Source organism: Pseudomonas sp. LAIL14HWK12:I7 (assembly GCF_000483465.1).
Taxonomy (GTDB): Bacteria; Pseudomonadota; Gammaproteobacteria; order Pseudomonadales; family Pseudomonadaceae; genus Aquipseudomonas; species Aquipseudomonas kermanshahensis.
In genome coordinates, this window is record NZ_KI519605.1 from 304,856 (window position 1) to 331,732 (window position 26,877).

Below are 26,877 nucleotides of genomic sequence, written 5' to 3' on the forward strand. Positions count from 1 at the left end.
ATACTGCCGCGGCGCAACGAGGGGCAGGATCGGTTAGACTGTGTGACTTTTCTTTGCGCAAGAAGCCCGTCGACCATGGCCCAGCCGTCCACTACCTACAAATTCGAACTGAATCTGACTGACCTCGATCGCAACGTCTACCAAAGCGTCAAGCAGACCATTGCCCGTCACCCTTCGGAAACCGAAGAGCGTATGGCCGTTCGTCTGTTGGCCTACGCACTCTGGTACAACGAGCAATTGTCGTTTGGTCGTGGTCTGTCGGATGTCGACGAACCGGCGTTGTGGGAAAAGAGCCTGGACGATCGCGTCCTGCACTGGATCGAAGTCGGCCAACCGGATGCCGACCGCCTGACCTGGTGCTCCCGTCGCACCGAGCGCACCAGCCTGCTGGCCTACGGTAGCCTGCGCGTGTGGGAGACCAAGGTGGTGCCTGCGGTCAAGGGCCTGAAGAACCTGAACATCGCTGCAGTGCCGCAGGAGGTGCTGGAAACCCTGGCCACCGACATGCCGCGCAGCATCAAGTGGGACGTGATGATCAGCGAAGGCACGGTGTTCGTCACCGATGACCGTGGCCAGCACGAAGTGCAGCTGGAGTGGCTGCTCGGTGAGCGTGGCTGACCTGACCCTTTCCTGATTGCCGAAGACCCCATGCGTATCGAACCTCGCCCCCTGCCGTCGACCTTGCCCTTGCTGGGTAACCTGCCACCCTTGCTGACCCGTCTGTATGCCGCCCGCGGCGTGCAGACCGAGGCCGAACTGGACAAAAGCCTGGCGCGGCTGTTGCCGTACCAGCAACTCAAGGGCATCGAGGCGGGGGTAGACCTGCTGGTCGAAGCCCTCGACCAGCGCCAGCGCATTCTCATCGTTGGCGACTTCGACGCCGACGGTGCCACTGCCAGCACCGTTGGCGTGCTGGGCCTGCGTTTGCTGGGCGCGGCGCACGTCGATTACCTGGTGCCCAACCGCTTCGAATTCGGCTATGGCCTGACGCCGGAGATCGTCGACGTCGCACTGCAGCGCCAGCCGCAGTTGCTGATCACCGTCGACAACGGCATCTCCAGTGTCGATGGCGTGGCGGCAGCCAAGGCGGCGGGGCTCAAGGTGCTGGTCACCGACCACCACTTGCCGGGTGAACAATTGCCCGACGCCGATGCGATCATCAACCCGAACCAGCCGGGCTGTGGCTTCCCAAGCAAGTCGTTGGCAGGTGTCGGGGTGATCTTCTATGTGCTCATGGCCTTGCGCGCACGCCTGCGCAGCCTTGGGCGCTACGACACGCAAGCACAGCCGAACATCGGCGAGCTGCTCGACCTGGTGGCGCTGGGCAGTGTCGCCGACGTGGTGCCGCTGGACGCCAACAACCGCATCCTGGTGCACCAGGGCCTTGAACGCATTCGTGCTGGCCGCGCTCGGCCGGGGCTCAAGGCGATTCTTGAGGTGGCCCGCCGTGATCACCGGCGCATCACCTCCACCGACCTGGGCTTCATTCTGGGCCCGCGCTTGAACGCGGCTGGGCGCTTGGACGACATGAGCCTGGGCATCGAATGCCTGCTGTGCGAAGACGCCGCCCTGGCCCAGGAAATGGCCCAGCAGCTGGACGACCTCAACCAGGACCGCAAGTCTATCGAGCAGGGCATGCAGCGCGAGGCGCTGGCCCAGCTCAAGGACCTGCCCGTCGAATCGATGCCGTACGGTTTGTGCCTGTTCGACGCTGACTGGCACCAGGGCGTGATCGGGATTCTTGCCTCACGCTTGAAGGAACGTTATCACCGGCCAACTATTGCCTTTGCCGATGCCGGCGACGGCATGCTCAAGGGCTCGGCACGTTCGGTGCCGGGTTTTCACATCCGCGATGCGCTGGATGCGGTGGCGGCGCGCCATCCGCAGCTGATCAGCAAATTCGGCGGGCACGCCATGGCCGCCGGGTTGTCGTTGCCTGAAGGCAACTTCCCGGCATTCGCCGAGGCGTTTGACCAGGAAGTGCGGCGCCAGCTGCGCGAAGAAGACCTCACCGGCCGGCTTCTGTCGGATGGCAGCCTGGCCGTGGAAGAGTTTCACCTCGACCTGGCCAAGGCCCTGCGCCACGCCGGGCCATGGGGGCAGCACTTCCCAGAGCCGTTGTTCCATGGTGTGTTCCAGCTGGTCGAGCAGCGAGTGGTCGGCGAGCGGCACTTGAAAGTGGTGCTCAAGAGCGAATGTGGGTCGGTGAGGCTTGATGGCATTGCCTTCGGCGTCGACCGCGAGGTGTGGCCGAACCCTACCGTGCGTTGGGTGGAGCTGGCGTACAAGCTGGATGTGAACGAGTTTCGCGGTAATGAGAGCGTGCAGTTGATGATTGCCCATATGGAGCCGCGCTGACGGTTTCAAGGTGATTGGCTTGGGTGTTGTGGTGCGGCGGATATCGAGCGCCGCCCGCGCGGCGCTTCGCAGCACAAGGCTGCTCCTACACCTGTTTCGGGCCAATGATTCCTGAGGCATGGGCGCGCGGCCACTCACCGCCCACCTCAATATTGAGTAGGACCAACAAGGCGGTCGCGCGCAACTATCACAGGCCTCACTGGCCGGAAACAAATGTAGGAGCAGCCTTGTGCTGCGAAGCGCCGCGCGGGCGGCGCTCGATTTCACAGGTACCATCACCCTCAAGCCAACCCCCAGGGAACCTCCCCCCCACCCATTCTGGTCTAGTCTGAAGTTATGACCGGACCTGGGCCAGGGACGTGCAATTGAGTGTCCGGGCCGGATCACCATTGGAGTCCTTGGGAGGTGCCCTCATGAGCCTGCTGCTCGAGCCTTACACCCTGCGTCAGCTGACATTGCCCAACCGCATCGCGGTCTCGCCGATGTGCCAGTATTCCGCTGTCGATGGCTTGGCCAACGACTGGCATCTTGTCCATTTAGGTAGCCGCGCCGTCGGTGGCGCTGGGCTGGTGATCACTGAAGCCGTGGCGGTTACCGCCGATGGCCGCATTACCGCCGAAGACCTTGGCCTGTGGGACGACGTCCAGATCGCGCCGCTGCAACGCATTACCCGCTTCATTACCGCCCAGGGTGCTGTGCCGGGCATCCAGCTGGCCCACGCCGGGCGCAAGGCAAGTACTTACCGCCCATGGTTGGGCAAGCAAGGCAGCGTCAAACTGGAAGAGGGCGGCTGGCAACCGGTGGGCCCGTCGAAGATCGCTTTCGACCCGCAACACACACCACCACACGAGCTGACCCCGGACGAGATCCAGGGCGTGATCGCGGCCTTCGTCGCCTCGACCGAACGCGCCTTGAATGCCGGATTCAAGGTGGTCGAAATCCATGCCGCCCATGGCTACCTGTTGCACCAGTTCCTCTCGCCCCTGAGCAACCAGCGCCTCGATGACTATGGCAGTAGTTTCGAAAACCGTATCCGCCTGACCCTGCAGGTGGTCGAGGCGGTACGCAATGTCTGGCCTGCCGAGTTGCCGCTGTTGGTGCGGGTATCGGCAACCGATTGGGTCGAGGACGGTTGGAACCCGGATGAAACCGTCGAACTGGCCCGTCGCCTGAGAGTGTTGGGCGTCGACCTAATCGATGTTTCATCCGGCGGCACGTCGGTCAACGCCGAGATCCCGACCGGCCCCGGTTACCAGACCCGCTTCGCCGAGCGCGTGCGCAAAGAGTCGGAAATCGCCACCGGCACCGTGGGCATGATCACCGAACCGGCCCAGGCCGAGCACATCCTGCGCACCGGCCAGGCCGACGTCATCTTCCTGGCCCGCGAACTGCTGCGCGACCCTTACTGGCCGCTGCATGCCGACGATGACCTGGGCGGCAACAAGGCCACCTGGCCGGCGCAGTATCAACGGGCTACCAGCCGGGCTAACCCGATTCATGAGTCGGATTTGCGGGATTAGACTGAGTGGTTTGCGGGTGTCTGGCTTAGGGTGTGAGGGGGTGCTTACATCGAGCGCCGCCCGCGCGGCGCTTCGCAGCACAAGGCTGCTCCTACATTTGTTTCGGGCCAGTCACGCCTGTGCCTGCGCGCGCGACCACCTTGTTTGTACGTCTCGATATCAAGGCGGGCGCCAAGGAGCCGCGCGCCCATGGCTCAGGGATAATTGGCCCGAAACAAATGTAGGAGCAGCCTTGTGCTGCGAAGCGCCGCGCGGGCGGCGCTCGATCTCGAAGGCGCTACAAATCTACTGACAAGCCCCAACTCAATGCTTGATCATCACATGCCGCACACAGGTGTAATCCTCCAGCCCATACACCGACATATCCTTCCCATACCCCGAATGCTTCTGCCCGCCATGGGGCATTTCGCTGACCAGCATGAAGTGGGTGTTCACCCAGGTGCAGCCGTACTGCAAGCGCGCCGCCAGGCGATGGGCGCGGCCGGTGTCGCGGGTCCACACCGATGACGCCAGGCCGTAGTTGGAATCGTTGGCCCATGCCAGTGCCTGCGCCTCGTCGGTGAAGCGGGTTACCGAGACCACCGGGCCAAATACTTCGTTGCGCACGATCTCGTCATCCTGCAGAGCATCGGCCAGTACGGTTGGCTCGAAGAAGAAGCCGTCGCCCTCAATCGCCTTGCCACCTGTCACCATGCGAATGTGCGGTTGGGCGATAGCCCGCTCCACGAGGCCTGCGACCTTGTCGCGGTGCTGGGCACTGATCAGCGGCCCCAGTTCGGTGTCCTCGGCGTCCTGCAGGCCGGGCTTGAGGCTGGCTACCGCTTCGCCCAGGCGTTGCACGAATGGCTCGTAGATGCCGTCCTGCACATACAGGCGGCAAGCCGCGGTGCAGTCTTGGCCGGCGTTGTAGAAGCCGAACGTGCGGATACCCTCGATGGCGGCGTCGATGTCGGCATCGTCGAACACCAGCACCGGCGCCTTGCCGCCCAGCTCCATGTGCATGCGCTTCACACTGTCGGCGGTGGCGCTGATGATGTGCGCGCCGGTGGGGATCGAACCGGTCAGCGACACCATGCGCACGTTCGGGTGGGTGACCAGCGGCGTGCCGACGGTTTGGCCACGGCCGAAGAGGATGTTGAGCACGCCAGGCGGCAGCAGGCCCTGCGCCAGTTCGCCCAGGCGCAGTGCGGTGAGCGGCGTCAGTTCGGACGGTTTGATCACTACGGTGTTGCCGGCTGCCAGGGCCGGCGCGACTTTCCAGGCCAGCATCATCAGCGGGTAGTTCCACGGCGCGATCGAGGCGACCACGCCCAGTGGGTCGCGGCGGATCATTGAGGTGTGCCCTGGCAAGTATTCGCCGGCAGCCGAGCCGCCCAGGCAGCGCGCCGCCCCGGCGAAAAAGCGGAACACGTCGGCAATCGCCGGGATTTCGTCATTCAGCGCAGCACTGAAGGGCTTGCCGCAGTTCTGTGATTCGAGCCGGGCCAGTTCCTCGCCATGCTGCTCGATGGTATCGGCCAGCGCCAGCAATGCCAGGGAGCGGTCCTTGGGGCTGGCTTGTGACCAGCCCTCGAAGGCCTGGTCGGCGGCACGCACGGCGCTGTCGACCTGCGCTTCGCTGGCTTCGTTGATTTGCGCCAGGGCGCTGCCCGAGGCGGGGTTGAGCACGGTCCAGGCCGGCCCCTCGCCGGCGACCAGGTGACCGTTGATCAGCATCTGCGTTTGCATGGAAGACTCCTCCAGGGTCATTTGCCACTGCCCGCGACGCTTTCGCCGCCGCGGGTCAGGTAATAGGCGCCGAGGATCGGCAGCATGGTCACCAGCATCACCAGCATGGCGACCACATTGGTCACGGGCACGTCGCGCGGGCGGCTGAGCTGGTTGAGCAACCAGATCGGCAGCGTGCGTTCGTGCCCTGCGGTAAAGGTGGTCACGATGATTTCGTCGAACGACAAAGCGAAGGCCAGCATGCCACCTGCCAGCAGTGCCGAGCCGAGGTTGGGCAGGATGATGTAGCGGAAGGTCTGCCAGCCATCCGCGCCCAGGTCCATCGAGGCTTCGATCAGGCTTTGCGAGGTCCGCCGCAGGCGGGCGATGACGTTGTTGTAGACGATCACCACGCAGAAGGTCGCGTGGCCGACCACGATGGTGAACAGGCCAGGTTCGATGCCCAGGCTCTTGAACGCGGAGAGCAGGGCGATACCGGTGATGATGCCGGGCAGGGCAATCGGCAAAATCAGCATCAGCGAGATGCCCTCCTTGCCAAAAAAGCTGCGCCGGTACAGCGCCGCCGAGGCCAGGGTGCCGAGCACCAGGGCAATCAGTGTGGCCAGGCAGGCAACCTGCAGCGACAGCTTGATGGCTTCGAGCACATCCGGGCGAGCGAAGGCCACGCTGAACCACTTCAGGGTAAAGCCCTGGGGCGGGAAGCTGAAGGCCGCGTCTTCGGTGTTGAAGGCGTAGAGGACGATGATCAGGATCGGGAAGTGCAGGAACAGCAACCCGCCCCAGGCCGCCAGGCGCAAGCCGGTTGATGCGTTTTCAGAGTGCATCGAATGCCCCCAGGCGCTTGACGATGGACAAGTAGACCGCGATCAGCACGATAGGCACCAAGGTAAACGCAGCGGCCATTGGCATGTTGCCGATCGCCCCTTGTTGGGCATAGACCATGCTGCCGATGAAGTAACCGGGCGGGCCGATCAGCTGCGGCACGATGAAGTCGCCCAGGGTCAGGGAGAAGGTGAAGATCGACCCCGCGGCAATGCCCGGGATCGACAGCGGCAAAATCACCTGCCAGAAGGTTTGCCTGGGCCTGGCCCCCAGGTCCGCCGAAGCTTGCAGCAAGGACGGCGGCAGGCGCTCCAGCGAGGCCTGAATCGGCAGGATCATGAACGGCAACCAGATGTACACGAACACCATGAAGCGCCCCAGGTGCGAGGTCGACAGGGTGCTGCCGCCAACGCCAGGCACTGTCAGCACCGCCTGCAGCAGGCCATCCAGGTGCAGCACCTGGACGAACCACTGGGCCACGCCGCCTTTGGCCAGCAGCAAGGTCCAGGCGTAAGTCTTGACGATGTAGCTGGCCCACATCGGCATCATCACCGCGATGTAGAAAAATGCCTTGGTCTTGCCGCTGGTGTAGCGCGCCATGTAGTAGGCGATCGGGAAGGCCAGCAACGCGCTGGCCAGCGAGACTGCCACTGCCATGCCCAAGGTGCGCAGGATGATGTCGAAGTTCGACGGGTTGAACAGCGCCGCGAAATTGCCCAGGGTCAGGTCCGGGGTCACCGCCATGGTGAAGTCGTCGAAGGTATAGAACCCCTGCCACAGCAGGTTCAGCAACGAGCCCAGGTAGATGGCCCCGAACCAGGTCAGTGGTGGGATCAACAGCAGCATCAGGTAGAGGTTGGGGCGCCGGTACAACAGGTTTGAGAACCTGCGCAGCGGGCTTGGGTTGACGCGCGGGGCGTTCATCTCAGCGGCCCTCGTCGAGCACGGTTTCCTGCAGCGCCGTCATCGCTTCACGGGGCCAGCGCGCCAGTACCCGCTGGCCGGCCTGCCAGGTTGGCGGCTGTGCTTGCCAGCGGTCGTTGGCCTGGCTTACTGTCAGCAGCTGGCCGCTGTCCAACTGCAACTCGAAGCGGGTCGCGCTGCCTTGATACTGCACGTCGTGCAACAGGCCACTGACTTGCACTTCATGGCTGGCAGCGGCCTGTTCGCCCAGGCGGATATGCTCGGGGCGGATGGAAAACGGCGCGGGGCTGCCATTGAGCTGCTCGGCCAACGCGCCGCGCACCACGTTCGAGGTGCCGACGAACTCGGCGACGAAGGTAGTGGCCGGCTTCATGTACAGGTTGCGCGGGGTGTCGACCTGTTCGATGCGCCCGCGGTTGAACACCGCGACCCGGTCGGACATTGACAGCGCTTCGGTCTGGTCGTGGGTGACGAAGATGAAGGTGATCCCCAGCTGGCGCTGGAGTTTTTTCAGTTCGCCCTGCATCTGCTCGCGCAGCTTCAGGTCCAGTGCCCCCAGCGGTTCGTCGAGCAACAGCACCCGTGGGCGGTTGACCAGGGCACGGGCGAGGGCGACGCGCTGGCGCTGGCCGCCGGACAGCTGCGCGGGTTTGCGCGCACCGTAACCGGCCAGCGCCACCATCGCCAAGGCCTCTTCAGCGCGGGCGTGGCGCTCGGCCTTGGCCACGCCTTTAACCTTTAGGCCGTAGGCGATGTTGTCGCGCACGTTCATGTGCGGGAACAGTGCGTAGTCCTGGAACACGGTGTTGACGTCGCGTTGGTAGGGCGGCACACCTGCAGCTTCGACGCCATGGATGCGGATCGAGCCAGTGTTGGGTTGTTCGAAGCCTGCGATCAGGCGCAGGCAGGTGGTCTTGCCCGAGCCGGAAGGGCCGAGCATGGAAAAGAACTCGCCATCTTCGATGTCGATGCTGACCTGGTCGACGGCCTTGACCTCGCCGAAGGTGCGTGAAACGTGGGTGAACTGGACGGCTAGGGGCATGGGCGGTACTCAGCTGTGCTTGTAGTGCCTGCACCGGCCCTTTCGCGGGGCAAGCCCGCTCCCACAGGGGCCATAGCGACGCTGCCCTTGTGGGAGCGGGCTCGTCCCGCGAAGGGGCCGGTGCAGGCTCATTCGACCTTAGCGTCCACCCATGATCGCAATATAATCCTGCGTCCACCGGCTGTACGGCACGAACTTGCCACCCTGGGCCTGCGGGGTCTTCCAGAAGGCGATCTTGTCGAAGTTATCGAAGCCATTGGTCTTGCACCCTTCGGCGCCCAGCAGTTCGCTGCCGGTGCAGGCCGCAGGCACCGCGGGCAACGAGCCGAACCAGGCCGCCACATCACCTTGCACCTTCGGTTGCAGCGACCAGTCCATCCATTTGTAGGCACAGTTGGGGTGCTTGGCCTCGCTGTGCAGCATGGTGGTGTCAGCCCAGCCCGTGGCGCCTTCTTTCGGAATGGTCGAGGCCACCGGCTGGTTCTCGGCTTTCAGGCCGTTGACCATGTAGCCCCAGGAGCTGGACGCGGCCACGCCTTCGTTCTTCACATCGCTCATCTGCACCGTGGCGTCATGCCAGTAGCGGTGAATCAGCGGCTGCTGCTGGCGCAACAGTTCGAGCACGGCCTTGTACTGGGTCTCGTTCAGTTCGTAGGGGTCCTGGATGCCCAGTTCTGGCTTGGCCGACTTCAGGTACAGCGCCGCATCGGCGATGTAGATCGGCCCGTCGTAGGCTTGCACGCGGCCTTTGTTCGGCTTGCCGTCGGGCAGGTTTTGCGGCTCGAAGACCACGCCCCAGCTGGTCGGCGGCTGCTTGAATACCGTGGTGCTGTACAGCAGCACGTTCGGCCCCCATTGGTACGGGGTGCCGTAGGCTTGCTTGTCGACCACGTACCAGCCGCCGTTTTGCAGGCGCGGGTCGATGTTCTTCCAGTTGGGGATCAGCGCGGTGTTGATCGGCTGTACCCGCTTGCCGGCGATCAGCCGCAGCGACGCGTCGCCCGAGGCGGTGACCAGGTCGTAGCCACCCTTGGTCATCAGGCTGACCATTTCGTCCGAGGTGGCCGCGGTCTTGACGCTGACCTTGCAGCCGGTTTCCTTTTCAAAGCCGGTGACCCAATCGTAGGCCTTGTCGCTTTCACCGCGCTCGATGTAGCCGGGCCAGGCGACGATATCCAGGCGCCCTTCGCCGGCTCCCAGGGCTTTGAGCGGTTCGGCGGCCTGCAGGCTGGCGCTGGCGAGCAACGCGCCCGTCATGGCGCCGAGCAATGCGGTCTTGTGCGCTGACATGGTGTTCCCTCTTCTTGGAGATCTGGGTCGGGGCAGTCATCAAGCAAGCAGTGGAGCGATTGTTATAAGCGTAGTGCGATTGCGCGAGGTATTGGCGATATCGAGTCTAGTTGGCTTTTTGCTGGCCAATGCAACATCCGGAAGCAAATCCCCCCGTGGCGATCGCGTGGGCAAGGCTTAATCTGGCCATTCTTTTGCGACGTCTGGAGGTACCTGAATGAACACCCGCGGACTGCTCGACCAACTGCTCAAGTCCGGCCAGCAACTGCTCGAAAAACAGGCCGGTAAAGGCGGCTCAGGCAAGCCTGGCACCAGCGCCGGTGGCCTTGGCGGCCTGCTCTCCGGCGTGGGTGGCGGCGCGTTGGGGGCAGGGGCGCTGGGCCTGTTGCTGGGGAGCAAGAAGGCCCGCAAATATGGCGGCAAAGCCCTGACCTACGGTGGCCTGGCTGCGCTCGGGGTGCTGGCCTACAAGGCCTACGGCAACTGGCAGGCGCGCCAGCCGGGGGCAGGGCAGGCGCCCGAGCCGCAAACCCTCGACCGCCTGCCACCGGCCCAGGCCGAGCAGCACAGCCAGGCGGTGCTACGCGCACTGGTGGCAGCGGCCAAGTCCGATGGCCATATCGATGAGCGCGAGCGCGCCTTGATTGAAGGCGAGTTCACCCGCCTGGATACGGACCGCGAACTGCAACACTGGCTGCACGATGAGCTGAATAAACCGCTGGACCCGACCGAAGTGGCGCGTGCTGCACAAACACCGGAAATGGCCGCCGAGATGTACCTGGCCAGTGTGATGATGGTCGATCAGGAAAACTTCATGGAGCGCGCCTACCTGGACGAGCTGGCCCGTCAGCTGCGCCTGGACCCGGCATTGCGCCAGGAACTGGAGAGCCAGGTGCGCCTCGCCGCAGGCCAATAGCAGGCGACTTGGCTTGTCCATCAGGCAAGGATGCCTGAATACCCCGCATTTCAGCCGCAAAAGCGTAGGACGCCTGGGCTATACTTCGGCGATTTTTCCCGCTCGTTGTGAATTCCTGAGGGCTGAATGTGAAAAACTGGACCTTGCGCCAACGGATCCTGGCAAGTTTCGCCGTGATCATCGCCATCATGCTGCTGATGATCGTAGCCGCCTACTCGCGGCTGGTGGCGATCGAAAGTGCCGAGGAGGCAGTGGGGACCGACAGCATCCCCGGGGTCTACTACAGCTCGATGATCCGCAGTGCCTGGGTCGACAGCTACGTCACCAGCCAGCAACTGGTAGGCCTGTCCAACCACCGCGAAATCACCTCGGCGGACCTGGAACTGTTCAAGAGCTTCGAGGACCGCCTCAAGCAACACATGGCCAGCTACCAGACCACCATCAAGGACAGCGACGACCAGGCCCGCTTCGACAGCTTCGTGCAGCTGGAACAGAACTACCTCAAGATCGTCGGCCAGGTGCTGGACACCTATCGCCAGCACAACTATGCCGAAGCCGAACGGCTTATCATCGAGGTGCTCACCCCCACATGGGTTGATGGTCGCAAGCACCTGAACGAAGTCATCGAGAACAACCGAGCCTCGGCCGACGCTGCCACTCAAGATATCGTCAGCGCCGTGAGCACGGCCAAGGGCAGCATGATGGTTTCGCTGCTGCTGGCAATCGTTGCCGCTGGGATCTGCGGCTTGCTGCTGATGCGCGCCATCAGCGCCCCCATGCAGCGCATCGTCCACGCCCTCGACAGGCTGCGTTCGGGTGACCTGAGCATGCGCTTGAGCCTGGACCGCAAGGACGAGTTCGGCGCCATTGAAAGCGGCTTCAACGAAATGGCCGAAGCGCTGGCCAACCTGGTATCCCAGGCCCAGCGGTCATCGGTGCAGGTGACCACCTCGGTGACCGAGATCGCCGCCACGTCCAAGCAGCAGCAGGCCACTGCCACCGAGACCGCCGCGACCACCACCGAAATCGGCGCCACCTCGCGGGAAATCGCCGCCACCTCGCGTGACTTGGTACGCACCATGACCGAGGTCACCTCTGCCGCCGATCAGGCCTCCAGCCTGGCCGGCTCCGGCCAACAAGGCTTGGCCCGCATGGAAGAAACCATGCACCAGGTGATGGGCGCCGCCGACCTGGTCAATGCCAAGCTCGGCATCCTCAACGAAAAGGCCAGCAACATCACCCAGATGGTGGTGACCATCGTCAAGGTGGCCGACCAGACCAACCTGTTGTCGCTCAATGCCGCCATCGAAGCGGAAAAAGCCGGCGAGTATGGCCGTGGCTTTGCTGTGGTGGCGACCGAGGTACGCCGCCTGGCTGACCAGACGGCGGTGGCCACCTACGACATCGAGCAGATGGTGCGCGAAATCCAGTCGGCGGTGTCGGCCGGGGTCATGGGCATGGACAAGTTCTCTGAAGAAGTGCGCCGCGGCATGTTCGAGGTGCAGCAAGTGGGCGAGCAGCTCAGCCAGATCATCCATCAGGTGCAGGCCCTGGCGCCGCGTGTGCTGATGGTCAACGAGGGCATGCAGGCCCAGGCCACCGGCGCCGAGCAGATCAACCAGGCGTTGGCCCAGCTGAGCGATGCCAGTACCCAGACGGTCGAGTCGCTGCGCCAGGCCAGTTTTGCCATTGACGAGCTCAGCCAGGTGGCAGCAGGCCTGCGTGGCGGCGTGTCGCGCTTCAAAGTCTGACGACCATGAACGACTTGCAACCCCGCGCAGCGCAGGCAAGCGACGCCAAGGGCGCGTTGTACCTGCAGTTTCGCATCGCTGACCAGCGTTTTGCCCTGGATGTGCACGAGGTGATCGAGGTGCTGCCGCGTCGGCCGCTCAAGCCGATTGCCCAAGCGCCGTCGTGGGTCGCGGGCATCCTTGCGCACCGCGGCGCACTGGTGCCGGTGGTCGACCTGTCGGCACTGAGCTTTGGCCAGGCGGCGGCGCAACGCACCAGCACTCGCTTGGTGCTGGTGCGTTACCGGGGCGACTTGCAGCTTGGGCTGATCCTTGAACAGGCCACCGAGACCTTGCGTTGCCGCCCCGAAGAATTCCAGCCGTATGGCCTGGACAATGGCGACGCACCGTACCTCGGGCCTGTGCGCCAGGATGCCCAGGGCCTGGTGCAGCGCATCGCCGTCGATGACCTGCTGACTGATGCCGTGCGCGAGCTGTTGTTCGCCGATGAACGCGGGGCCCCTGCGCCAGGAATGCCGACATGATTGAACAGCGTTTCTTCCGCTATTTGCACGAGCGCATCGGCCTGGACGTGGAGTCGGTGGGCGCGCCGATGGTCGAGCGTGCCTTGCGCCAGCGCTGCAGTGCCGTGAACGCCGTGGACCTGGACGACTACTGGCTGCGCCTGCAGCAGTCGGCGGACGAGCAACAGGCCCTGATCGAGGCGGTGATCGTCCCCGAGACCTGGTTTTTCCGTTACCCGGAATCTTTCACGGCCCTGGTGGGGCTGGCCCACAAGCGCCTGGCAGAACTGGCAGGCGCCCGCCCGGTGCGGCTGCTCAGCCTGCCGTGCTCGACCGGCGAAGAGCCTTATTCACTGGCCATGGCGCTGCTCGAGGGTGGCATGAGCCCTGGCACGTTCGTGATCGATGGCATCGACATCAGCCCCCTTTCGGTGGCCAAGGGTGAGCAGGCGGTTTACGGACGCAATGCGTTTCGCGGCAGCGACCTGGGGTTTCGCGAGCGCTTTTTCGATGCGCTCGGTGACGGCCATCGCCTGCATGATCGCGTGCGCCAGCAAGTCAGCCTGCAAGTGGGTAATGTGCTGGACCCGGCCCTGGCCAGCCGCGATGGCCTGTACGACTTCGTGTTCTGTCGCAATCTGTTGATTTATTTCGACGTAGCCACCCAGCAGCGCGTGTTCGAGGTGCTCAAGCGCCTGACTCATCCGCAGGGTGTGCTGTTTATCGGGCCTGCCGAAGGCAGCTTGCTGGCGCGGCTGGGCATGCGCCCGCTGGGTATCGCTCAATCGTTCGCCTACGTGCGTCAGGAGGGTGCCGTGGCACCGGCCCGCGCACTACCCGCGCCGCCAGCCAAGCGCGCGCTGCCGCCTTTGCCCCTGCCCGTGTACCCGCCGCCGACGCCGTCATTGGCGCGGCCGTTGCGAGCGCTTCCGTTCACTGCCAAGGCGCCACTGCCGGCAGAACGCAAAGGCGAGAACGAAGCCGAACTGCTGGCCAGCATTGCCCGGCATGCCAACGCGGGCGCCAGTGCGCAGGCGCGTGCCGCCTGCCAGCGCTACTTGAGCCAGTTCGCGCCGACTGCGCAGGTTTACTACTGGCTGGGCTTGCTCAGTGATACCGAAGGCGACGCTGGCCAGGCGCTTACCCACTATCGCAAGGCCCTGTACCTGGAGCCGCAGCACCCCGAAGCCTTGGTGCACCTGGCGGCCTTGCTCGCGGCCCAGGGCGACCTGGCAGGCGCCCAGCGTTTGCAGGCGCGTGCTGCACGGGCGGGACGGGAGCCTGAACGATGAGGGGTGAATCCGCGATGCAACTGCTTGCGCAGGACGACGAGCGCATCGACGACTGCTGGAACCGCATCGGCGTGCACGGTGACAAACAGTGCCCGCTGCTGGAGCGGCATATTCATTGCCGCAACTGTGACGTGTATGCCGCTGCCGCCACGCGCCTGCTCGACCGTTATGCCCTGCTGCAGGATGACCACGCCGCAGTTGCGCCAGCGGCCGAGGAATCGGTTGGCCGCTCCATGCTGCTGTTCAGGCTCGGCGAAGAATGGCTGGCCTTGGCGACCGCCTGCCTGGCTGAAATCGCCCCCTTGCAGGCGGTGCATTCGCTGCCGCACCAGCGTTCCCGAATGCTGCAGGGCGTCGCCAACGTGCGCGGTGCCTTGGTGCCGTGCCTGTCGCTGGCGGACTTGCTGGGTGTGCAGCCGGCTGCTGGGCAGCAACGCAGCGGCCGCGAGATGCCGCGCATGCTGATCCTGGCTGCCGAAGGCGGGCCGGTGGTGATGGCGGTCGAGGAAATCGACGGCATTCACCGGCTTGACCCAACGCTGCTGGGCAGTGGCCAGGACGCTACCCACTTCACCGCGGCGGTGCTGCAGTGGCGCGGCCGCAGTGTGCGGGTGCTGGACGATCAACACTTACTGTCTGCGGTGCAGCGGAGCCTGTCATGACCCCAGAGCAAATGCGCGACGCATCGTTGCTCGAGCTGTTCAGCCTGGAAGCCGAGGCGCAGACCCAGGTACTCAGCGCCGGCCTGATGGCGCTGGAACGCAACCCCACCCAGGCCGACCAGCTGGAGGCCTGCATGCGCGCGGCCCACTCCCTGAAGGGGGCCGCACGTATTGTCGGGGTCGATGCTGGCGTGAGCGTGGCCCACGTGATGGAAGACTGCCTGGTGGCGGCGCAGGAAGGCCGCTTGCGGCTGAGCGCCGAGCATATCGATGCGCTGCTGCAGGGGACCGACCTGTTGATGCGCATCGCCACGCCGGGCGACGCGGGCGCACAAGCGACGCTGCCAGTGTTCCTCGCGCAGATGGCCAGCTTGCTGGACCCGGGCGCGGCACCGGCGTCGGTGCCAATGGCGATGGCCATGCCGTCGCCGACAGCGCCCGTGCCAACCCTGCCTGTCGAGCCCTTGGCGATGGCCCCCGAGCCCATGGACGTGGACGTCGAGCTTGAACCCGCGCCGCGGCGCAAGGCCGGTAAACGCGCCGGCGAAGGCGCTGAGCGGGTGCTGCGGGTCACGGCCGACCGCCTCAACAGCTTGCTCGACCTGTCCAGCAAGTCGCTGGTCGAGACCCAGCGGCTCAAGCCTTACCTGGCCACCCTGCAGCGCCTCAAGCGCATGCATGGCCAAGGGATGCAGGCACTCGATGGTTTGCGCATGCAACTGGAGGACAGTGGCCAGAGCAGCGAGGTGCTCGAAGCCCTGGCCCAGACCCAGCGCTTGTTGGTCGAGACCCAGCAGATTCTGCAGCAGCAGGCCGCCGACCTCGACGAGTTCGGCTGGCAGGCCAGCCAGCGTGCGCAATTGCTCTATGACACGGCGCTGGCCTGCCGGATGCGGCCCTTTGCCGACGTTCTGGCCGGGCAGAGCCGCATGGTCCGTGACCTTGGCCGGTCTCTGGGCAAGCCGGTGCGCTTGGTCATCGAAGGCGAAAAGACCCAGGTCGACCGTGATGTGCTGGAAAAGCTAGAAGCGCCGCTGACCCACCTGCTGCGTAATGCGGTCGACCATGGCATCGAACTGCCAGAGCGGCGCCTGCTGGCAGGCAAGGCGCAGGAGGGCGTGATTCGCCTGCGTGCCTCGCACCAGGCCGGCATGCTCAGCCTCGAGCTGATCGACGATGGCGCCGGCATCGACCTGGAGCGCCTGCGCAGCGCTATCGTCGAGCGCGCCATGTCGCCGGCCGACACCGTGGCACGGATGAGCGAGGCCGAGCTGATCACGTTCCTGTTCCTGCCCGGCTTCAGCCTGCGCGACAAGGTGACCGAGGTGTCAGGGCGCGGGGTTGGCCTGGACGCCGTGCAACACATGATCCGCGAGCTGCGCGGGTCGATCGAATTGACCCAGCTGGCCGGACAGGGCTGCCGCTTCCACCTGCAGGTGCCGCTGACGTTGTCGGTGGTGCGCAGCCTGGTGGTGGAAGTGGGCGGCGAAGCGTATGCCTTCCCGCTCGCACACATCGAACGCACGCTGGAGGTGACTGCCGAGCAGATCGTGCAGATCGAAGGGCGTCAGCATTTTTGGCATGAAGGGCGGCACATCGGCCTGGTGGCGGCCAGCCAGTTGCTCAATCGCCCAGCAGGGCAGGCCGATGAAAGCAGCCTGCGGGTGGTGGTGATTCGAGAGCGCGAGCAACTCTACGGGGTAGCCGTGGAGCGCTTGATCGGGGAGCGGGTGCTGGTGGTGATGCCCCTTGATCCGCGCCTGGGCAAGGTCCAGGACATCTCCTCCGGGGCGTTGCTCGACGATGGCTCGGTGGTGCTGATCGTCGACGTCGAAGACCTGCTGCGCTCGGTGGAAAAACTGCTCAGTACCGGCAGCCTCGAGCGCATCGAGCGGGGCAACAGTGGCACCCGCGGCCTGGCGCGCAAGCGCATCCTGGTGGTCGACGACTCGCTCACCGTGCGCGAACTGCAGCGCAAGCTCTTGGGTAACCGCGGTTACGAAGTGGCCGTGGCGGTGGATGGCATGGACGGCTGGAATGCCCTGCGCGGCGAAGACTTCGACTTGCTGATCACCGACATCGACATGCCGCGCATGGATGGCATCGAGCTGGTCACCCTGGTGCGCCGGGACCAGCGCCTGCAATCGCTGCCGGTGATGGTGGTGTCGTACAAGGACCGTGAGGAAGACCGGCGGCGTGGTCTGGACGCTGGCGCCGACTACTATTTGGCAAAGGCCAGTTTCCACGACGATGCGTTGCTGGATGCTGTGGTGGAGCTGATTGGAGGTGCTCAGGGATGAAGATCGCCATCGTCAACGATATGCCCATGGCGGTGGAGGCGCTGCGCCGGGCGCTGGCCTTCGAGCCCGCGCACCAGGTGATCTGGGTGGCGGGCAACGGCGCCGAGGCGGTGCAGCGGTGCGCCGAGCAGCAGCCAGACCTGATCCTCATGGACTTGATCATGCCGGTGATGGATGGGGTAGAGGCGACGCGGCGGATCATGGCCGAAACCCCCTGCGCCATCGTCATCGTCACGGTCGACCGCAAGCAGAACGTGCACCGGGTGTTCGAGGCCATGGGCCATGGCGCGCTGGATGTGGTCGATACACCGGCCCTGGGCGCGGGCGATGCCCGTGAGGCGGCGGCGCCACTGCTGCGCAAGATCCTCAACATCGGCTGGCTGATAGGCCAGCAGCGCACGCCGGCCGCGCGCCCGGTTGCCACGCCATTGCGCGAGGCATCCCAGCGTCGTGGCTTGGTGGCAATCGGTTCGTCGGCCGGCGGCCCGGCCGCACTCGAGGTGCTGCTCAAGGGCTTGCCGCCGGCATTTCCGGCGGCCATCGTGCTGGTCCAGCACGTCGACCAGGTATTCGCCGCAGGCATGGCCGAATGGCTCAGCAGCGCTGCCGGCCTGCCGGTGCGCCTGGCCCGTGAGGGCGAACCGCCGCAGCCGGGGCAAGTCCTGCTGGCGGGCACCAACCACCATATCCGCCTGCTGCAAAATGGTCAGCTGGCCTACACTGCCGAACCCGTCAACGAAATCTACCGGCCTTCGATCGATGTGTTCTTCGAGAGCGTGGCACGCTACTGGAGCGGCGATGCGGTGGGTGTGCTGCTCACCGGCATGGGCCGCGACGGTGCCCAGGGCCTCAAACAGATGCGCCAGCAGGGCTTCCTGACCATCGCCCAGGATCAGGCCAGCAGTGCCGTATACGGCATGCCCAAGGCCGCCGCGGCGATTGACGCGGCGGTGGAAATCCGCCCGCTGGAGCGAATCGCCGGGCGATTGATGGAATTCTTTGCAAAATGACGATATGTATTGAATCACGCCGCCTGGTCGGCGGTGATCAGGTGAATAGGCATGAATGATCTACCGATCGAAGGTTTCGCGACCACCAACGAGAACTCGGCGATGGTGCTGTTGGTCGACGATCAGGCAATGATCGGCGAGGCGGTGCGTCGTGGCCTGGCCCATGAAGACAACATCGACTTCCATTTCTGCGCCGACCCGCACCAGGCCGTGGCCCAGGCCATGCGCATCAAGCCGACGGTGATCCTGCAGGACCTGATCATGCCGGGCCTGGATGGGCTGACGCTGGTGCGTGAGTACCGCAACAACCCGGCTACCCAGGATATCCCGATCATCGTCCTGTCGACCAAGGAAGACCCGCTGGTGAAGAGCGCGGCGTTTGCTGCGGGGGCCAACGACTACCTGGTCAAGTTGCCGGACAACATCGAACTGGTGGCGCGCATTCGCTACCACTCGCGTTCCTACCTGACGTTGCTCCAGCGTGACGAGGCGTACCGCGCCCTGCGGGTCAGCCAGCAGCAGTTGCTCGATTCCAACCTGATGCTGCAGCGGTTGATGAACTCCGATGGCCTGACTGGGCTGTCCAACCGACGGCACTTCGACGAATACCTGGAGCTGGAATGGCGCCGGGCCATGCGTGAGCAGCAGCAGTTGTCGTTGTTGATGATCGATGTCGACTACTTCAAGGCCTACAACGACAGTTTCGGGCATTTGGCGGGTGATGAGGCGTTGCGCCAGGTGGCTGAAGCGATCCGCGGCTCGTGCTCGCGGCCGACCGATCTGCCGGCGCGTTATGGGGGCGAGGAGTTTGCCCTGGTGTTGCCCAATACGTCGCCAGGCGGGGCGCGGCTGATTGCCGAAAAACTGCGCCAGACGGTGTTGGCATTGGGCATCCCGCACACGGCGCCAGCGGCGGATTCGCGGTTGACGGTGAGCATTGGCCTGGCGACCCAGACACCGGCGGTGGGCGGGCATTGCCGGCAGTTGATTTCGGCGGCGGACAAGGGGCTGTACCTGGCCAAGAATGGGGGGCGTAACCAGGTGGGTATCGCTTGAGGTTGCGGCTGCGGCGTAGTGCTTCGTAGTGCCGGGTGCAGGGTACCGCCCGGCGGGTCTGCCGCCATGCGTTGGACTCGGTTATACTCGCAGGCTTTTCACCGAATTCGCACGAGAGCCGTCGCCCATGGAAATCCAACCGATCCTGAACACCATCAAGGACCTCACCGAGCGTTCCCAGTCAATTCGGGGGTATCTTTGACTACGATCAAAAGCATGACCGCCTGATCGAAGTCAACCGCGAGCTGGAAGACCCGGCCGTCTGGAACAAGCCTGAGTATGCCCAGGCCCTGGGCCGCGAACGTGCCATGCTGGTACAGGTCGTCGAGACGTTGGACAAGATGGCCAACGGCCTGGCCGACTGCAAGGACCTGCTCGACATGGCCGTCGAGGAAGAGGACGAAAGCGCCGTCGGCGACGTCGTGACCGAGCTGGAAGGCCTGGAAGAAAAACTGGCCCAGCTTGAGTTCCGTCGCATGTTCAGCGGCGAGATGGACATGAACAACGCCTACCTGGACATCCAGGCCGGCTCCGGCGGTACCGAAGCGCAGGACTGGGCCAACATCCTGCTGCGCATGTACCTGCGCTGGGCCGACAAGCGTGGTTTCGACGCCACCATCATCGAGCTCTCCGAAGGTGAAGTCGCCGGCATCAAGGGCGCCACCGTGCACATCAAGGGCGAATATGCCTTCGGCTGGTTGCGCACCGAAATCGGCGTGCATCGCCTGGTTCGTAAAAGCCCGTTCGACTCCGGCGCCCGTCGCCACACCTCGTTCTCGGCGGTGTTCGTGTCGCCCGAGATCGACGACAAGGTCGAAATCGACATCAACCCGTCCGACCTGCGCGTCGACACCTACCGCTCTTCGGGCGCTGGTGGTCAGCACGTAAACACCACCGACTCCGCGGTGCGTATTACCCACGTGCCGACCAACACCGTGGTGGCCTGCCAGAACGAACGTTCCCAGCACGCCAACAAAGACACCGCCATGAAAATGCTGCGGGCCAAGTTGTACGAGCTGGAGATGCAGAAGCGCAACGCCGCTTCCCAGGCGCTGGAAGACAGCAAGTCGGACATCGGTTGGGGCCACCAGATCCGCTCCTACGTACTGGATGACTCGCGCATCAAGGACTTGCGGACCGGCGTTGAGCGCAGCGACTGCCAGAAGGTGCTGGACGGCGACCTCGACCAGTACCTGGAAGCGAGCCTCAAGCAAGGGCTGTAAGCCGCACACCACTGCCGCGATGCCTGGCTACTCGCCGGCATCGCGTGCCCTGCCCGAAAAGGGCAACGAATACCTGATGGAAAGAATGACGACATGAGCGACCTCAATAGCGCACCGCAAGACCTGCAACAGGAAGAAAACGCCCTGATCGCCCTGCGCAAGGAAAAACTTGCCGCAGAGCGCGCCAAGGGTAATGCCTTCCCCAATGACTTCCGTCGCGACAGCTACTGCAACGACCTGCAGAAACAGTACGCCGACAAGACCAAGGAAGAACTGGAAGCTGCAGCGATTCCGGTCAAGGTTGCCGGGCGCATCATGCTCAACCGTGGCTCGTTCATGGTCATCCAGGACATGACTGGCCGCATCCAGGTCTACGTCAATCGCAAGACCCTGCCGGAAGAAACCCTGGCCGCCGTCAAGACTTGGGACCTGGGCGACATCATCAGCGCCGAGGGCACCCTGGCCCGCTCCGGCAAAGGTGACCTGTACGTCGAAATGACCAACGTGCGCCTGCTGACCAAGTCGCTGCGCCCGCTGCCCGACAAGCACCATGGCCTGACCGACACCGAGCAGCGCTACCGTCAGCGTTACGTCGACCTGATGGTCAACGAAGAAACCCGCCACACCTTCCGTGTTCGCTCGCAGGTGATTTCGCACATCCGCAAATTCCTGATCGAGCGCGACTTCCTCGAAGTCGAGACGCCGATGCTGCAGACCATCCCGGGCGGCGCCGCGGCCAAGCCGTTCGAAACCCACCACAACGCCTTGGACATGGCCATGTTCCTGCGCATTGCGCCGGAGCTGTACCTCAAGCGTCTGGTAGTCGGTGGTTTCGAGAAAGTTTTCGAGATCAACCGCAACTTCCGTAACGAAGGCGTTTCGACCCGGCACAACCCCGAGTTCACCATGCTCGAGTTCTACCAGGCCTACGCTGACTACACCGATAACATGGACCTCACCGAAGAGCTGTTCCGCGAGTTGGCGCAGCTGGTGCTGGGCAGCACCGACGTGCCGTACGGCGACAAGGTGTTCCACTTCGGCGAGCCGTTCGTGCGCCTTTCGGTGTTCGACTCGATCCTCAAGTACAACCCTGAGCTGACCGCTGCCGACCTGCAAGACGTCGACCGTGCCCGTGACATCGCCAAAAAGGCCGGTGCCAAGGTGCTGGGCCACGAAGGCCTGGGCAAGCTGCAAGTGATGATTTTCGAAGAGCTGGTCGAGCACAAGCTGGAGCAGCCGCACTTCATCACCGAGTACCCGTTCGAAGTGTCGCCGCTGGCCCGTCGCAACGACGACAACCCGGCCGTGACCGACCGCTTCGAGCTGTTCATCGGTGGCCGCGAAATCGCCAACGCCTACTCCGAGCTGAACGATGCCGAAGACCAGGCTGAGCGCTTCCTGGCCCAGGTGGCCGAGAAGGATGCCGGTGACGACGAAGCCATGCACTACGATGCCGACTTCGTCCGCGCCCTGGAATACGGCATGCCGCCAACCGCCGGTGAAGGCATCGGCATCGACCGTCTGGTGATGCTGCTGACCAACTCGCCGTCGATTCGCGATGTGATCCTGTTCCCACATATGCGTCCGCAGGCCTGAGTGATCTGAGAAAGCCGCCTCTAGGGGCGGCTTTTTCTTGCCTGAAGCCTTATGTTGTCTGCACCGGCCCCTTCGCGGGCAAGCCCGCTCCCACAGGTATTGCGCGCGGTACGATCCCTGTGGGAGCGGGCTTGCCCGCGAAAGGGCCGGTACTGACAACCCCTGTTCATGAGGTACCCCCGTGACCCCCGCAATCGCTGAGCAAGGCGCCGCTGGCATCGCCACCGCCGTCGCCGAAAGTGTGCAGTACCAGGGCCGCAAGACCGCCCGCCAAGGCAGCGAGCAGCGCCGCCAGCTGATCCTCGACGCCGCCATGCGCATCGTCGTGCGCGATGGTGTGCGCGGTGTGCGCCACCGTGCCGTGGCCGCCGAGGCGGGTGTGCCGTTGTCGGCCACCACCTATTACTTCAAGGACATCGAGGACCTGCTCACCGATACCTTCGCCCAGTACGTCGAGCGCAGCGCCGCCTACATGGCCAAGCTCTGGGCCAACACCGAGGTGGTGCTGCGCCAGATGCTCGCCCAGGGCGATGGCAGCCCGCAGGCGCGGGCGCGGCTGGCCGACGAAGTGGCAAGCATGACCGCTGACTATGTGTCGCGTCAGTTGCTCAACCGGCGCGACTTTCTGATGGCCGAGCAGGCCTTCCGTCAGGAGGCACTGCTGTGCCCGCGTTTGGCCGAGCTGGTGTGCGCCCACGACCAGATTCTGCTGCACGGCACCCGGCAATTGCTGCAGGTGGTCGGCTCGCGGCAACCGGAACAAGACGCCCAAATGTTGACGGCGATTATCGAGCAGATGGAATATCAGGGCCTGCTCAAGGATGCGAACGCGCAAGCCGATGGGCAGATGCTCGCTATGCTTACCCGTTACCTGCACCTGGTGTTGGCATCGGCTTGAGCTGAGACCTTATTTTCAAGGAGAACCTGATGAAAGCCTGGCGTGTGGTGCTGTTGACGCTGTCATTCCTGCTGCTGGGCGGTTGTCTGGTGACCTTCCATGAGCCCTTGCCGAGCAACCAGGCCGCGCCCAAGGCCCTGCTCGGCAAGTGGAGCAGCAAGGACGCCTGGGGCGAACCGCTGAAGCTGTCGATCAGCCGCAGTGGCGGCGATGCCTACAAGGCGGTGGCCACGGCCAAGGGCAAAGCCCCCGAAGAGTACGTCTTCACCGTCTCGCGCCACGGCAACCGCTGGTACCTCTCGGCCGGCGTGCCCAAGCGCCTGGGTGGCAATTTCCTGATTGGCGGTTTTGAAGTCGTCGATGGCAAGGAACTGGTGGTGTACAACCTGGATGTCGAGCAGGTGCAGCAGGCCGTGAAAAATAAAGAGCTGACCGGGCGCAACACCGAAGTGCCGGAAGACAACGGCGAGGGCGTGCTCATCGACAGCCCCTCGGCGCGGGTGCTGGCCTACCTGGACGACCCGGCCAACTCCGACCTGTTCGTCGAGGTGGCACGCTTCCAGCGCTCCGGCAAGTAATGACCTCTGCCGTGCTTTTCAGGGTTTGAAACTGCAATGCGATCCCGGTAGGAGCAGCCTTTGTGCTGCGAAAGGGCCGGTAAGACAACAGATATTTGTTGCCGATAAAGGCCTCTTCGCAGCACAAGGCTGCTCCTACAGGGACCGAGGCCGAGGCAGATAAGGAGTCCCCGGTGGACGAGTACCAGCAGACCATACGCGCGCTGTCAGACCGCATCGTTGCGGCGCAGACCCCCATCCGCGTACTCGATGCGGTGAAATGGGACGACAACATCCGCCACGGCTTCCTCAAGGCCAAGGGCAAAGAGCCACCCGCGGTAGACCGCGCCTATTACCAGTCGCGGCCGCTGTCGTTCGACTCCAGCGCGGTCAAGGCCGAATTCCAGAACATCGAACGTGACATCACTCGCCGGCTCGGGCAGTTCAACCCGGTCGGGCAGATCATGCGGCGCATGTGCAAGGAATACCGCATGGTGGTGCGCATGCTCGAGGCACGCGGCACCGAGGACTTCGGGCTGATCTCGCAGGAGCTGTACGGCGCGGCGTCCGACGCCTTTCACGCCGGTGACCCAACCCTGGCCGACCTGGGCCTGATGCTGTCGGACTACCTGAACAACATCGATGGCCGCGGCGACCTCAAGGACGAGCCAAAGAACCTCACCGCCAAAGAGGCCGTGGACATCCTCCAGCGCCGCCTGAACAAGGTGTTCGGCGAGGCCGAGGAAACCATCCGCGTGTTCGAATCCGACGGTATCGTCGCCGATGCGGCGGCCGGTGCCGACTACATCAAGGTACGTGCCGATGCCATGTTCAACAGCCGCGACGTACGTGCGCTGGAGGTGCATGAAGGCCTGGTGCATGTGGGGACCACGCTGAACGGTCTCAACCAGCCGATCTGTACCTTCCTGGCCAAGGGCCCACCCTCATCGACGGTGACCCAGGAGGGGCTGGCGATCCTCATGGAGGTGATTGCCTTCGCCTCTTACCCCAGCCGGCTGCGCAAGCTCACCAACCGTACACGCGCCATCCACATGGTCGAGGAGGGCGCCGACTTCCTCCAGGTGTTCGAGTTTTTCCGTGCCCAGGGCTTTGAAATGGCGCAGAGCTACAGCAACGCCAGCCGAGTGTTCCGCGGCTCGGTGCCCAATGGCTTGCCATTCACCAAGGACTTGTCCTACCTCAAGGGCTTCATCATGGTTTACAACTACATTCAGTTGGCCGTGAAGAAGGGCAAGCTCGAGCAGATCCCGCTGCTGTTCTGCGGCAAGACCACGCTGGAAGACATGCGCACCTTGCGCCAACTGGTCGAGGAGGGGCTGGTCGAACCGCCCAAGTACTTGCCCGAACAGTTCCGTGACCTCAACGCACTGTCGGCCTGGATGTGCTTCTCCAACTTCCTCAACCACCTGAGCCTGGATCGCATTGAAGCCGACTACGCGAACATTCTCTGAACGCTGCCGCCTGCTGGCCCTTGGCGTGCTCCTGCTGGGCCTGAGCGGTTGCAGCAGCCTGCTGTTCTACCCCGAGCACGGCCAACCGTTCACCCCGGAGCGGGCCAAGCTCGACTACCGTGACGTCAGCCTGACCACTTCGGATGGCGTACGCCTGCATGGCTGGTGGCTACCGGCCAAGGCCGGGGTCGAGGTCAAGGGCACCGTGCTGCACCTGCACGGCAACGGCGGCAACCTGGCCGGCCATCTGGGGGGGAGCTACTGGCTGCCGGAGCAGGGCTACCAGGTACTGATGGTCGATTACCGGGGCTATGGGCTGTCCCAGGGCAAACCGAGTTTGCCCGAGGTCTATGAAGACCTCGCGACGGCCATGGCCTGGCTGGACAAGGCGCCCGAGGTCAAGGGCAAGCCGGTGGTGCTGCTGGGGCAGAGCCTGGGCGGCGCCATGGCCATTCATTACCTGGCGGCCCACCCTGAGCAGCGCCAGCGCTTCAGCGCGCTGGTGTTCGATGGCGTGCCAGCCAGCTACCGTGCGGTCGGGCGGTTTGCCTTGAGCACTTCATGGATGACCTGGCCGCTGCAGGTGCCGCTGTCGTGGCTGGTGCCGGACGGCGACAGCGCGATCCGTTCGATCGAGCGCCTGGACAGCCCGCCGAAGCTGTTCTTCCACAGCATCGACGACCACCTGGTGCCGCTGGACAACGGCATCCGCCTGTACCAGCACGCGCCGCCGCCGCGGGTATTGCAGCTGACCCGAGGGGGCCATGTACAAACGTTCGCCGACCCAGTGTGGCGCCAGGTGATGCTGCGCTTCCTCGACGACCCGAGTCATTTCAACGGCCTGCGGCGGCTTGCCGAAGTGCCCAATTACCCTGACGAGAAGAACAAGCAATGAGTGAAGAACGCAACGCCATCCCGCTGATCCTGACCGGCGTCGGCAGCATCATCGTGACGGTGGGGGCTTTGTGGTACTACGGTTACCTGCATTTCGCCAAGCCTGAAGATGCCCTGTTGCTGCAGGATTTCACCATGCTCAAGACCCTGCCGGGCGAAGACTACAAAGCCTCCCTCGACCCTGCACCCCAGGTGGCCCAGTGCGTGGACGGTGTGCTGGTGTTGTTCGATACCCAACAGAAAGGCCTGACCGGCGTGTTGGTCGATAACCGCAAACGTGCGGTGCGCTGCATGGGGGAGGAGACGCCGCAGCAGGTGCAGTGACCTGAAATCTGCATTGCCCTTCCGGCCCTTTCGCCGTCAAGCCCGCCCACAGCCTGTGGGAGCGGGCTTGCCCGCGAAAGGGCCGACACAGTTAACACATCACATCAAGCGAGACTTCGCAGCATCGTACACATCGCTTCTTTCTCGCTTGCCTACAGCGATAACGATGACCACCACTCGCTCATCGATAACTTGATAAACCAGGCGATAGCCCGATGACCTCAGCTTGATCTTGTAGCAGTCGGGCATGCTAGACAGTTTGTCCTTGTCCACCCTCGGCTGCGCCAAGCGCTCCCTGAGTTTTCTCGCAAACTGGATCTGCAATTGGCTATCCAGTTTCCTAAATTCCCTCTGTGCCCGAATATTGAATTCAAGGCTGTGGCTTTTTGCTGCCTTCGGCTTCGGCGATGAGCTCATCGATATCCACTTTCACTGTGGGCTCGCCACGTCGCTGGCGTACCAGCTCAGCCAACTGCATGTCGTCGATCAACTCCATCATCGCTTCGTAACGTTCCGGCGGTACCGCATAGAACGCTGGCTCGTTGCGATTGAGGATGACCACCGTTTCACCAGCCGCTTCACGGATCGTGCCCATGGGGTCCTTTTTCAGGTCAGTGATGGATGCTGCCAGATCGGCTAGAACCGGGTAGGTCATAGTTGTATCAACCCGTGAATGCAGTTATTGGTGACACGACTATAGATCTTTAAGGAGTGCTTTTAAAGGTGCTTTTAATTTTGC

At 63.8% G+C, this 26,877-nt stretch carries 25 protein-coding genes; 18 read left to right on the forward strand and 7 right to left on the reverse strand.

What is annotated here, in order from left to right:
* Positions 1-75 precede the first annotated feature (75 nt).
* The 3 genes from D886_RS0120785 to D886_RS0120795 all read left to right on the forward strand — a co-directional run bounded on the left by D886_RS0120785 (position 76) and on the right by D886_RS0120795 (position 3,878).
* Positions 76-618, forward strand: a complete 543-nt coding sequence (locus D886_RS0120785; RefSeq protein ID WP_027595733.1) for a YaeQ family protein — start codon at positions 76-78, stop codon at positions 616-618.
* A 30-nt stretch (positions 619-648) separates the two neighbouring features.
* Entirely contained in the window at positions 649-2,358 is a 1,710-nt protein-coding gene (gene recJ, locus D886_RS0120790; protein WP_027595734.1) for a single-stranded-DNA-specific exonuclease RecJ, read from the forward strand.
* A 413-nt stretch (positions 2,359-2,771) separates the two neighbouring features.
* Entirely contained in the window at positions 2,772-3,878 is a 1,107-nt protein-coding gene (locus tag D886_RS0120795) for an NADH:flavin oxidoreductase/NADH oxidase (protein ID WP_027595735.1), read from the forward strand.
* 303 nt (positions 3,879-4,181) lie between these two features.
* Here D886_RS0120795 and D886_RS0120800 read toward each other — a convergent pair whose 3' ends face one another.
* The 5 genes from D886_RS0120800 to ydcS form a co-directional block, all read right to left on the reverse strand.
* Complete coding sequence (locus D886_RS0120800; RefSeq protein ID WP_027595736.1) at positions 4,182-5,606, reverse strand: gamma-aminobutyraldehyde dehydrogenase; 1,425 nt, start codon at positions 5,604-5,606, stop codon at positions 4,182-4,184.
* Positions 5,607-5,623: 17 nt separating this feature from the next.
* The gene (locus D886_RS0120805) at positions 5,624-6,430 is read right to left on the reverse strand and encodes an ABC transporter permease (RefSeq protein ID WP_027595737.1); all 807 of its coding nucleotides are present in this window, start codon (positions 6,428-6,430) and stop codon (positions 5,624-5,626) included.
* On the reverse strand, positions 6,420-7,352 hold the full coding sequence (locus D886_RS0120810) for an ABC transporter permease (RefSeq protein ID WP_027595738.1): 933 nt from the start codon (positions 7,350-7,352) through the stop codon (positions 6,420-6,422). Before D886_RS0120810 ends, D886_RS0120805 begins: the two co-directional genes overlap by 11 nt.
* 1 nt (position 7,353) lies before the next feature.
* Complete coding sequence (locus tag D886_RS0120815) at positions 7,354-8,394, reverse strand: ABC transporter ATP-binding protein (RefSeq protein WP_027595739.1); 1,041 nt, start codon at positions 8,392-8,394, stop codon at positions 7,354-7,356.
* Positions 8,395-8,532: 138 nt separating this feature from the next.
* Complete coding sequence (gene ydcS, locus D886_RS0120820) at positions 8,533-9,684, reverse strand: putative ABC transporter substrate-binding protein YdcS (protein WP_027595740.1); 1,152 nt, start codon at positions 9,682-9,684, stop codon at positions 8,533-8,535.
* A 217-nt stretch (positions 9,685-9,901) separates the two neighbouring features.
* On the opposite strand from ydcS, the gene D886_RS0120825 reads away from it, so the two are divergent.
* The 15 genes from D886_RS0120825 to D886_RS0120895 all read left to right on the forward strand — a co-directional run bounded on the left by D886_RS0120825 (position 9,902) and on the right by D886_RS0120895 (position 26,138).
* Complete coding sequence (locus D886_RS0120825; protein WP_027595741.1) at positions 9,902-10,600, forward strand: tellurite resistance TerB family protein; 699 nt, start codon at positions 9,902-9,904, stop codon at positions 10,598-10,600.
* Between the two features lie 128 nt (positions 10,601-10,728).
* Positions 10,729-12,351, forward strand: a complete 1,623-nt coding sequence (locus tag D886_RS0120830; protein ID WP_027595742.1) for a methyl-accepting chemotaxis protein — start codon at positions 10,729-10,731, stop codon at positions 12,349-12,351.
* Positions 12,352-12,356: 5 nt separating this feature from the next.
* A complete protein-coding gene (locus D886_RS0120835) occupies positions 12,357-12,875 on the forward strand; it encodes a chemotaxis protein CheW (RefSeq protein ID WP_027595743.1) in 519 nt (172 codons plus the stop codon).
* Complete coding sequence (locus D886_RS0120840; RefSeq protein WP_027595744.1) at positions 12,872-14,146, forward strand: CheR family methyltransferase; 1,275 nt, start codon at positions 12,872-12,874, stop codon at positions 14,144-14,146. Before D886_RS0120835 ends, D886_RS0120840 begins: the two co-directional genes overlap by 4 nt.
* The gene (locus D886_RS0120845) at positions 14,143-14,808 is read left to right on the forward strand and encodes a chemotaxis protein CheW (protein ID WP_027595745.1); all 666 of its coding nucleotides are present in this window, start codon (positions 14,143-14,145) and stop codon (positions 14,806-14,808) included. Before D886_RS0120840 ends, D886_RS0120845 begins: the two co-directional genes overlap by 4 nt.
* Complete coding sequence (locus D886_RS0120850) at positions 14,805-17,108, forward strand: hybrid sensor histidine kinase/response regulator (RefSeq protein ID WP_027595746.1); 2,304 nt, start codon at positions 14,805-14,807, stop codon at positions 17,106-17,108. The genes D886_RS0120845 and D886_RS0120850 overlap by 4 nt, the downstream gene beginning before the upstream one ends.
* Complete coding sequence (gene wspF / locus D886_RS0120855) at positions 17,105-18,118, forward strand: Wsp signal transduction system protein-glutamate methylesterase WspF (protein ID WP_027595747.1); 1,014 nt, start codon at positions 17,105-17,107, stop codon at positions 18,116-18,118. The genes D886_RS0120850 and wspF overlap by 4 nt, the downstream gene beginning before the upstream one ends.
* A gap of 51 nt (positions 18,119-18,169) precedes the next feature.
* The gene (gene wspR, locus D886_RS0120860; protein ID WP_027595748.1) at positions 18,170-19,174 is read left to right on the forward strand and encodes a Wsp signal transduction system regulator diguanylate cyclase WspR; all 1,005 of its coding nucleotides are present in this window, start codon (positions 18,170-18,172) and stop codon (positions 19,172-19,174) included.
* Positions 19,175-19,301: 127 nt separating this feature from the next.
* Positions 19,302-20,397 (forward strand): peptide chain release factor 2 gene (gene prfB / locus D886_RS28250; RefSeq protein WP_097151322.1). Its coding sequence is split into 2 segments (ribosomal slippage): positions 19,302-19,373 and positions 19,375-20,397, totalling 1,095 coding nucleotides; the frame shifts between segments, so codons are not numbered across the junction.
* Between the two features lie 93 nt (positions 20,398-20,490).
* Positions 20,491-21,993, forward strand: a complete 1,503-nt coding sequence (gene lysS, locus D886_RS0120870; protein ID WP_027595750.1) for a lysine--tRNA ligase — start codon at positions 20,491-20,493, stop codon at positions 21,991-21,993.
* A 193-nt stretch (positions 21,994-22,186) separates the two neighbouring features.
* Complete coding sequence (locus D886_RS0120875) at positions 22,187-22,891, forward strand: TetR/AcrR family transcriptional regulator (protein WP_027595751.1); 705 nt, start codon at positions 22,187-22,189, stop codon at positions 22,889-22,891.
* Between the two features lie 29 nt (positions 22,892-22,920).
* Complete coding sequence (locus D886_RS0120880) at positions 22,921-23,469, forward strand: hypothetical protein (protein WP_027595752.1); 549 nt, start codon at positions 22,921-22,923, stop codon at positions 23,467-23,469.
* Between the two features lie 173 nt (positions 23,470-23,642).
* Positions 23,643-24,920: a flavohemoglobin expression-modulating QEGLA motif protein gene (locus tag D886_RS0120885; protein WP_027595753.1), complete on the forward strand. Its 1,278-nt coding sequence runs from the start codon at positions 23,643-23,645 to the stop codon at positions 24,918-24,920.
* Positions 24,892-25,815: an alpha/beta hydrolase gene (locus tag D886_RS0120890; RefSeq protein ID WP_027595754.1), complete on the forward strand. Its 924-nt coding sequence runs from the start codon at positions 24,892-24,894 to the stop codon at positions 25,813-25,815. Before D886_RS0120885 ends, D886_RS0120890 begins: the two co-directional genes overlap by 29 nt.
* Complete coding sequence (locus D886_RS0120895) at positions 25,812-26,138, forward strand: hypothetical protein (protein WP_027595755.1); 327 nt, start codon at positions 25,812-25,814, stop codon at positions 26,136-26,138. Before D886_RS0120890 ends, D886_RS0120895 begins: the two co-directional genes overlap by 4 nt.
* A 99-nt stretch (positions 26,139-26,237) precedes the next feature.
* Here the strand turns inward: D886_RS0120895 and D886_RS0120900 are convergent, their stop codons facing one another.
* Entirely contained in the window at positions 26,238-26,555 is a 318-nt protein-coding gene (locus tag D886_RS0120900) for a type II toxin-antitoxin system RelE/ParE family toxin (protein ID WP_027595756.1), read from the reverse strand.
* Positions 26,509-26,793: a type II toxin-antitoxin system Phd/YefM family antitoxin gene (locus tag D886_RS27180; protein WP_027595757.1), complete on the reverse strand. Its 285-nt coding sequence runs from the start codon at positions 26,791-26,793 to the stop codon at positions 26,509-26,511. The genes D886_RS0120900 and D886_RS27180 overlap by 47 nt, the downstream gene beginning before the upstream one ends.
* Positions 26,794-26,877: the final 84 nt, after the last annotated feature.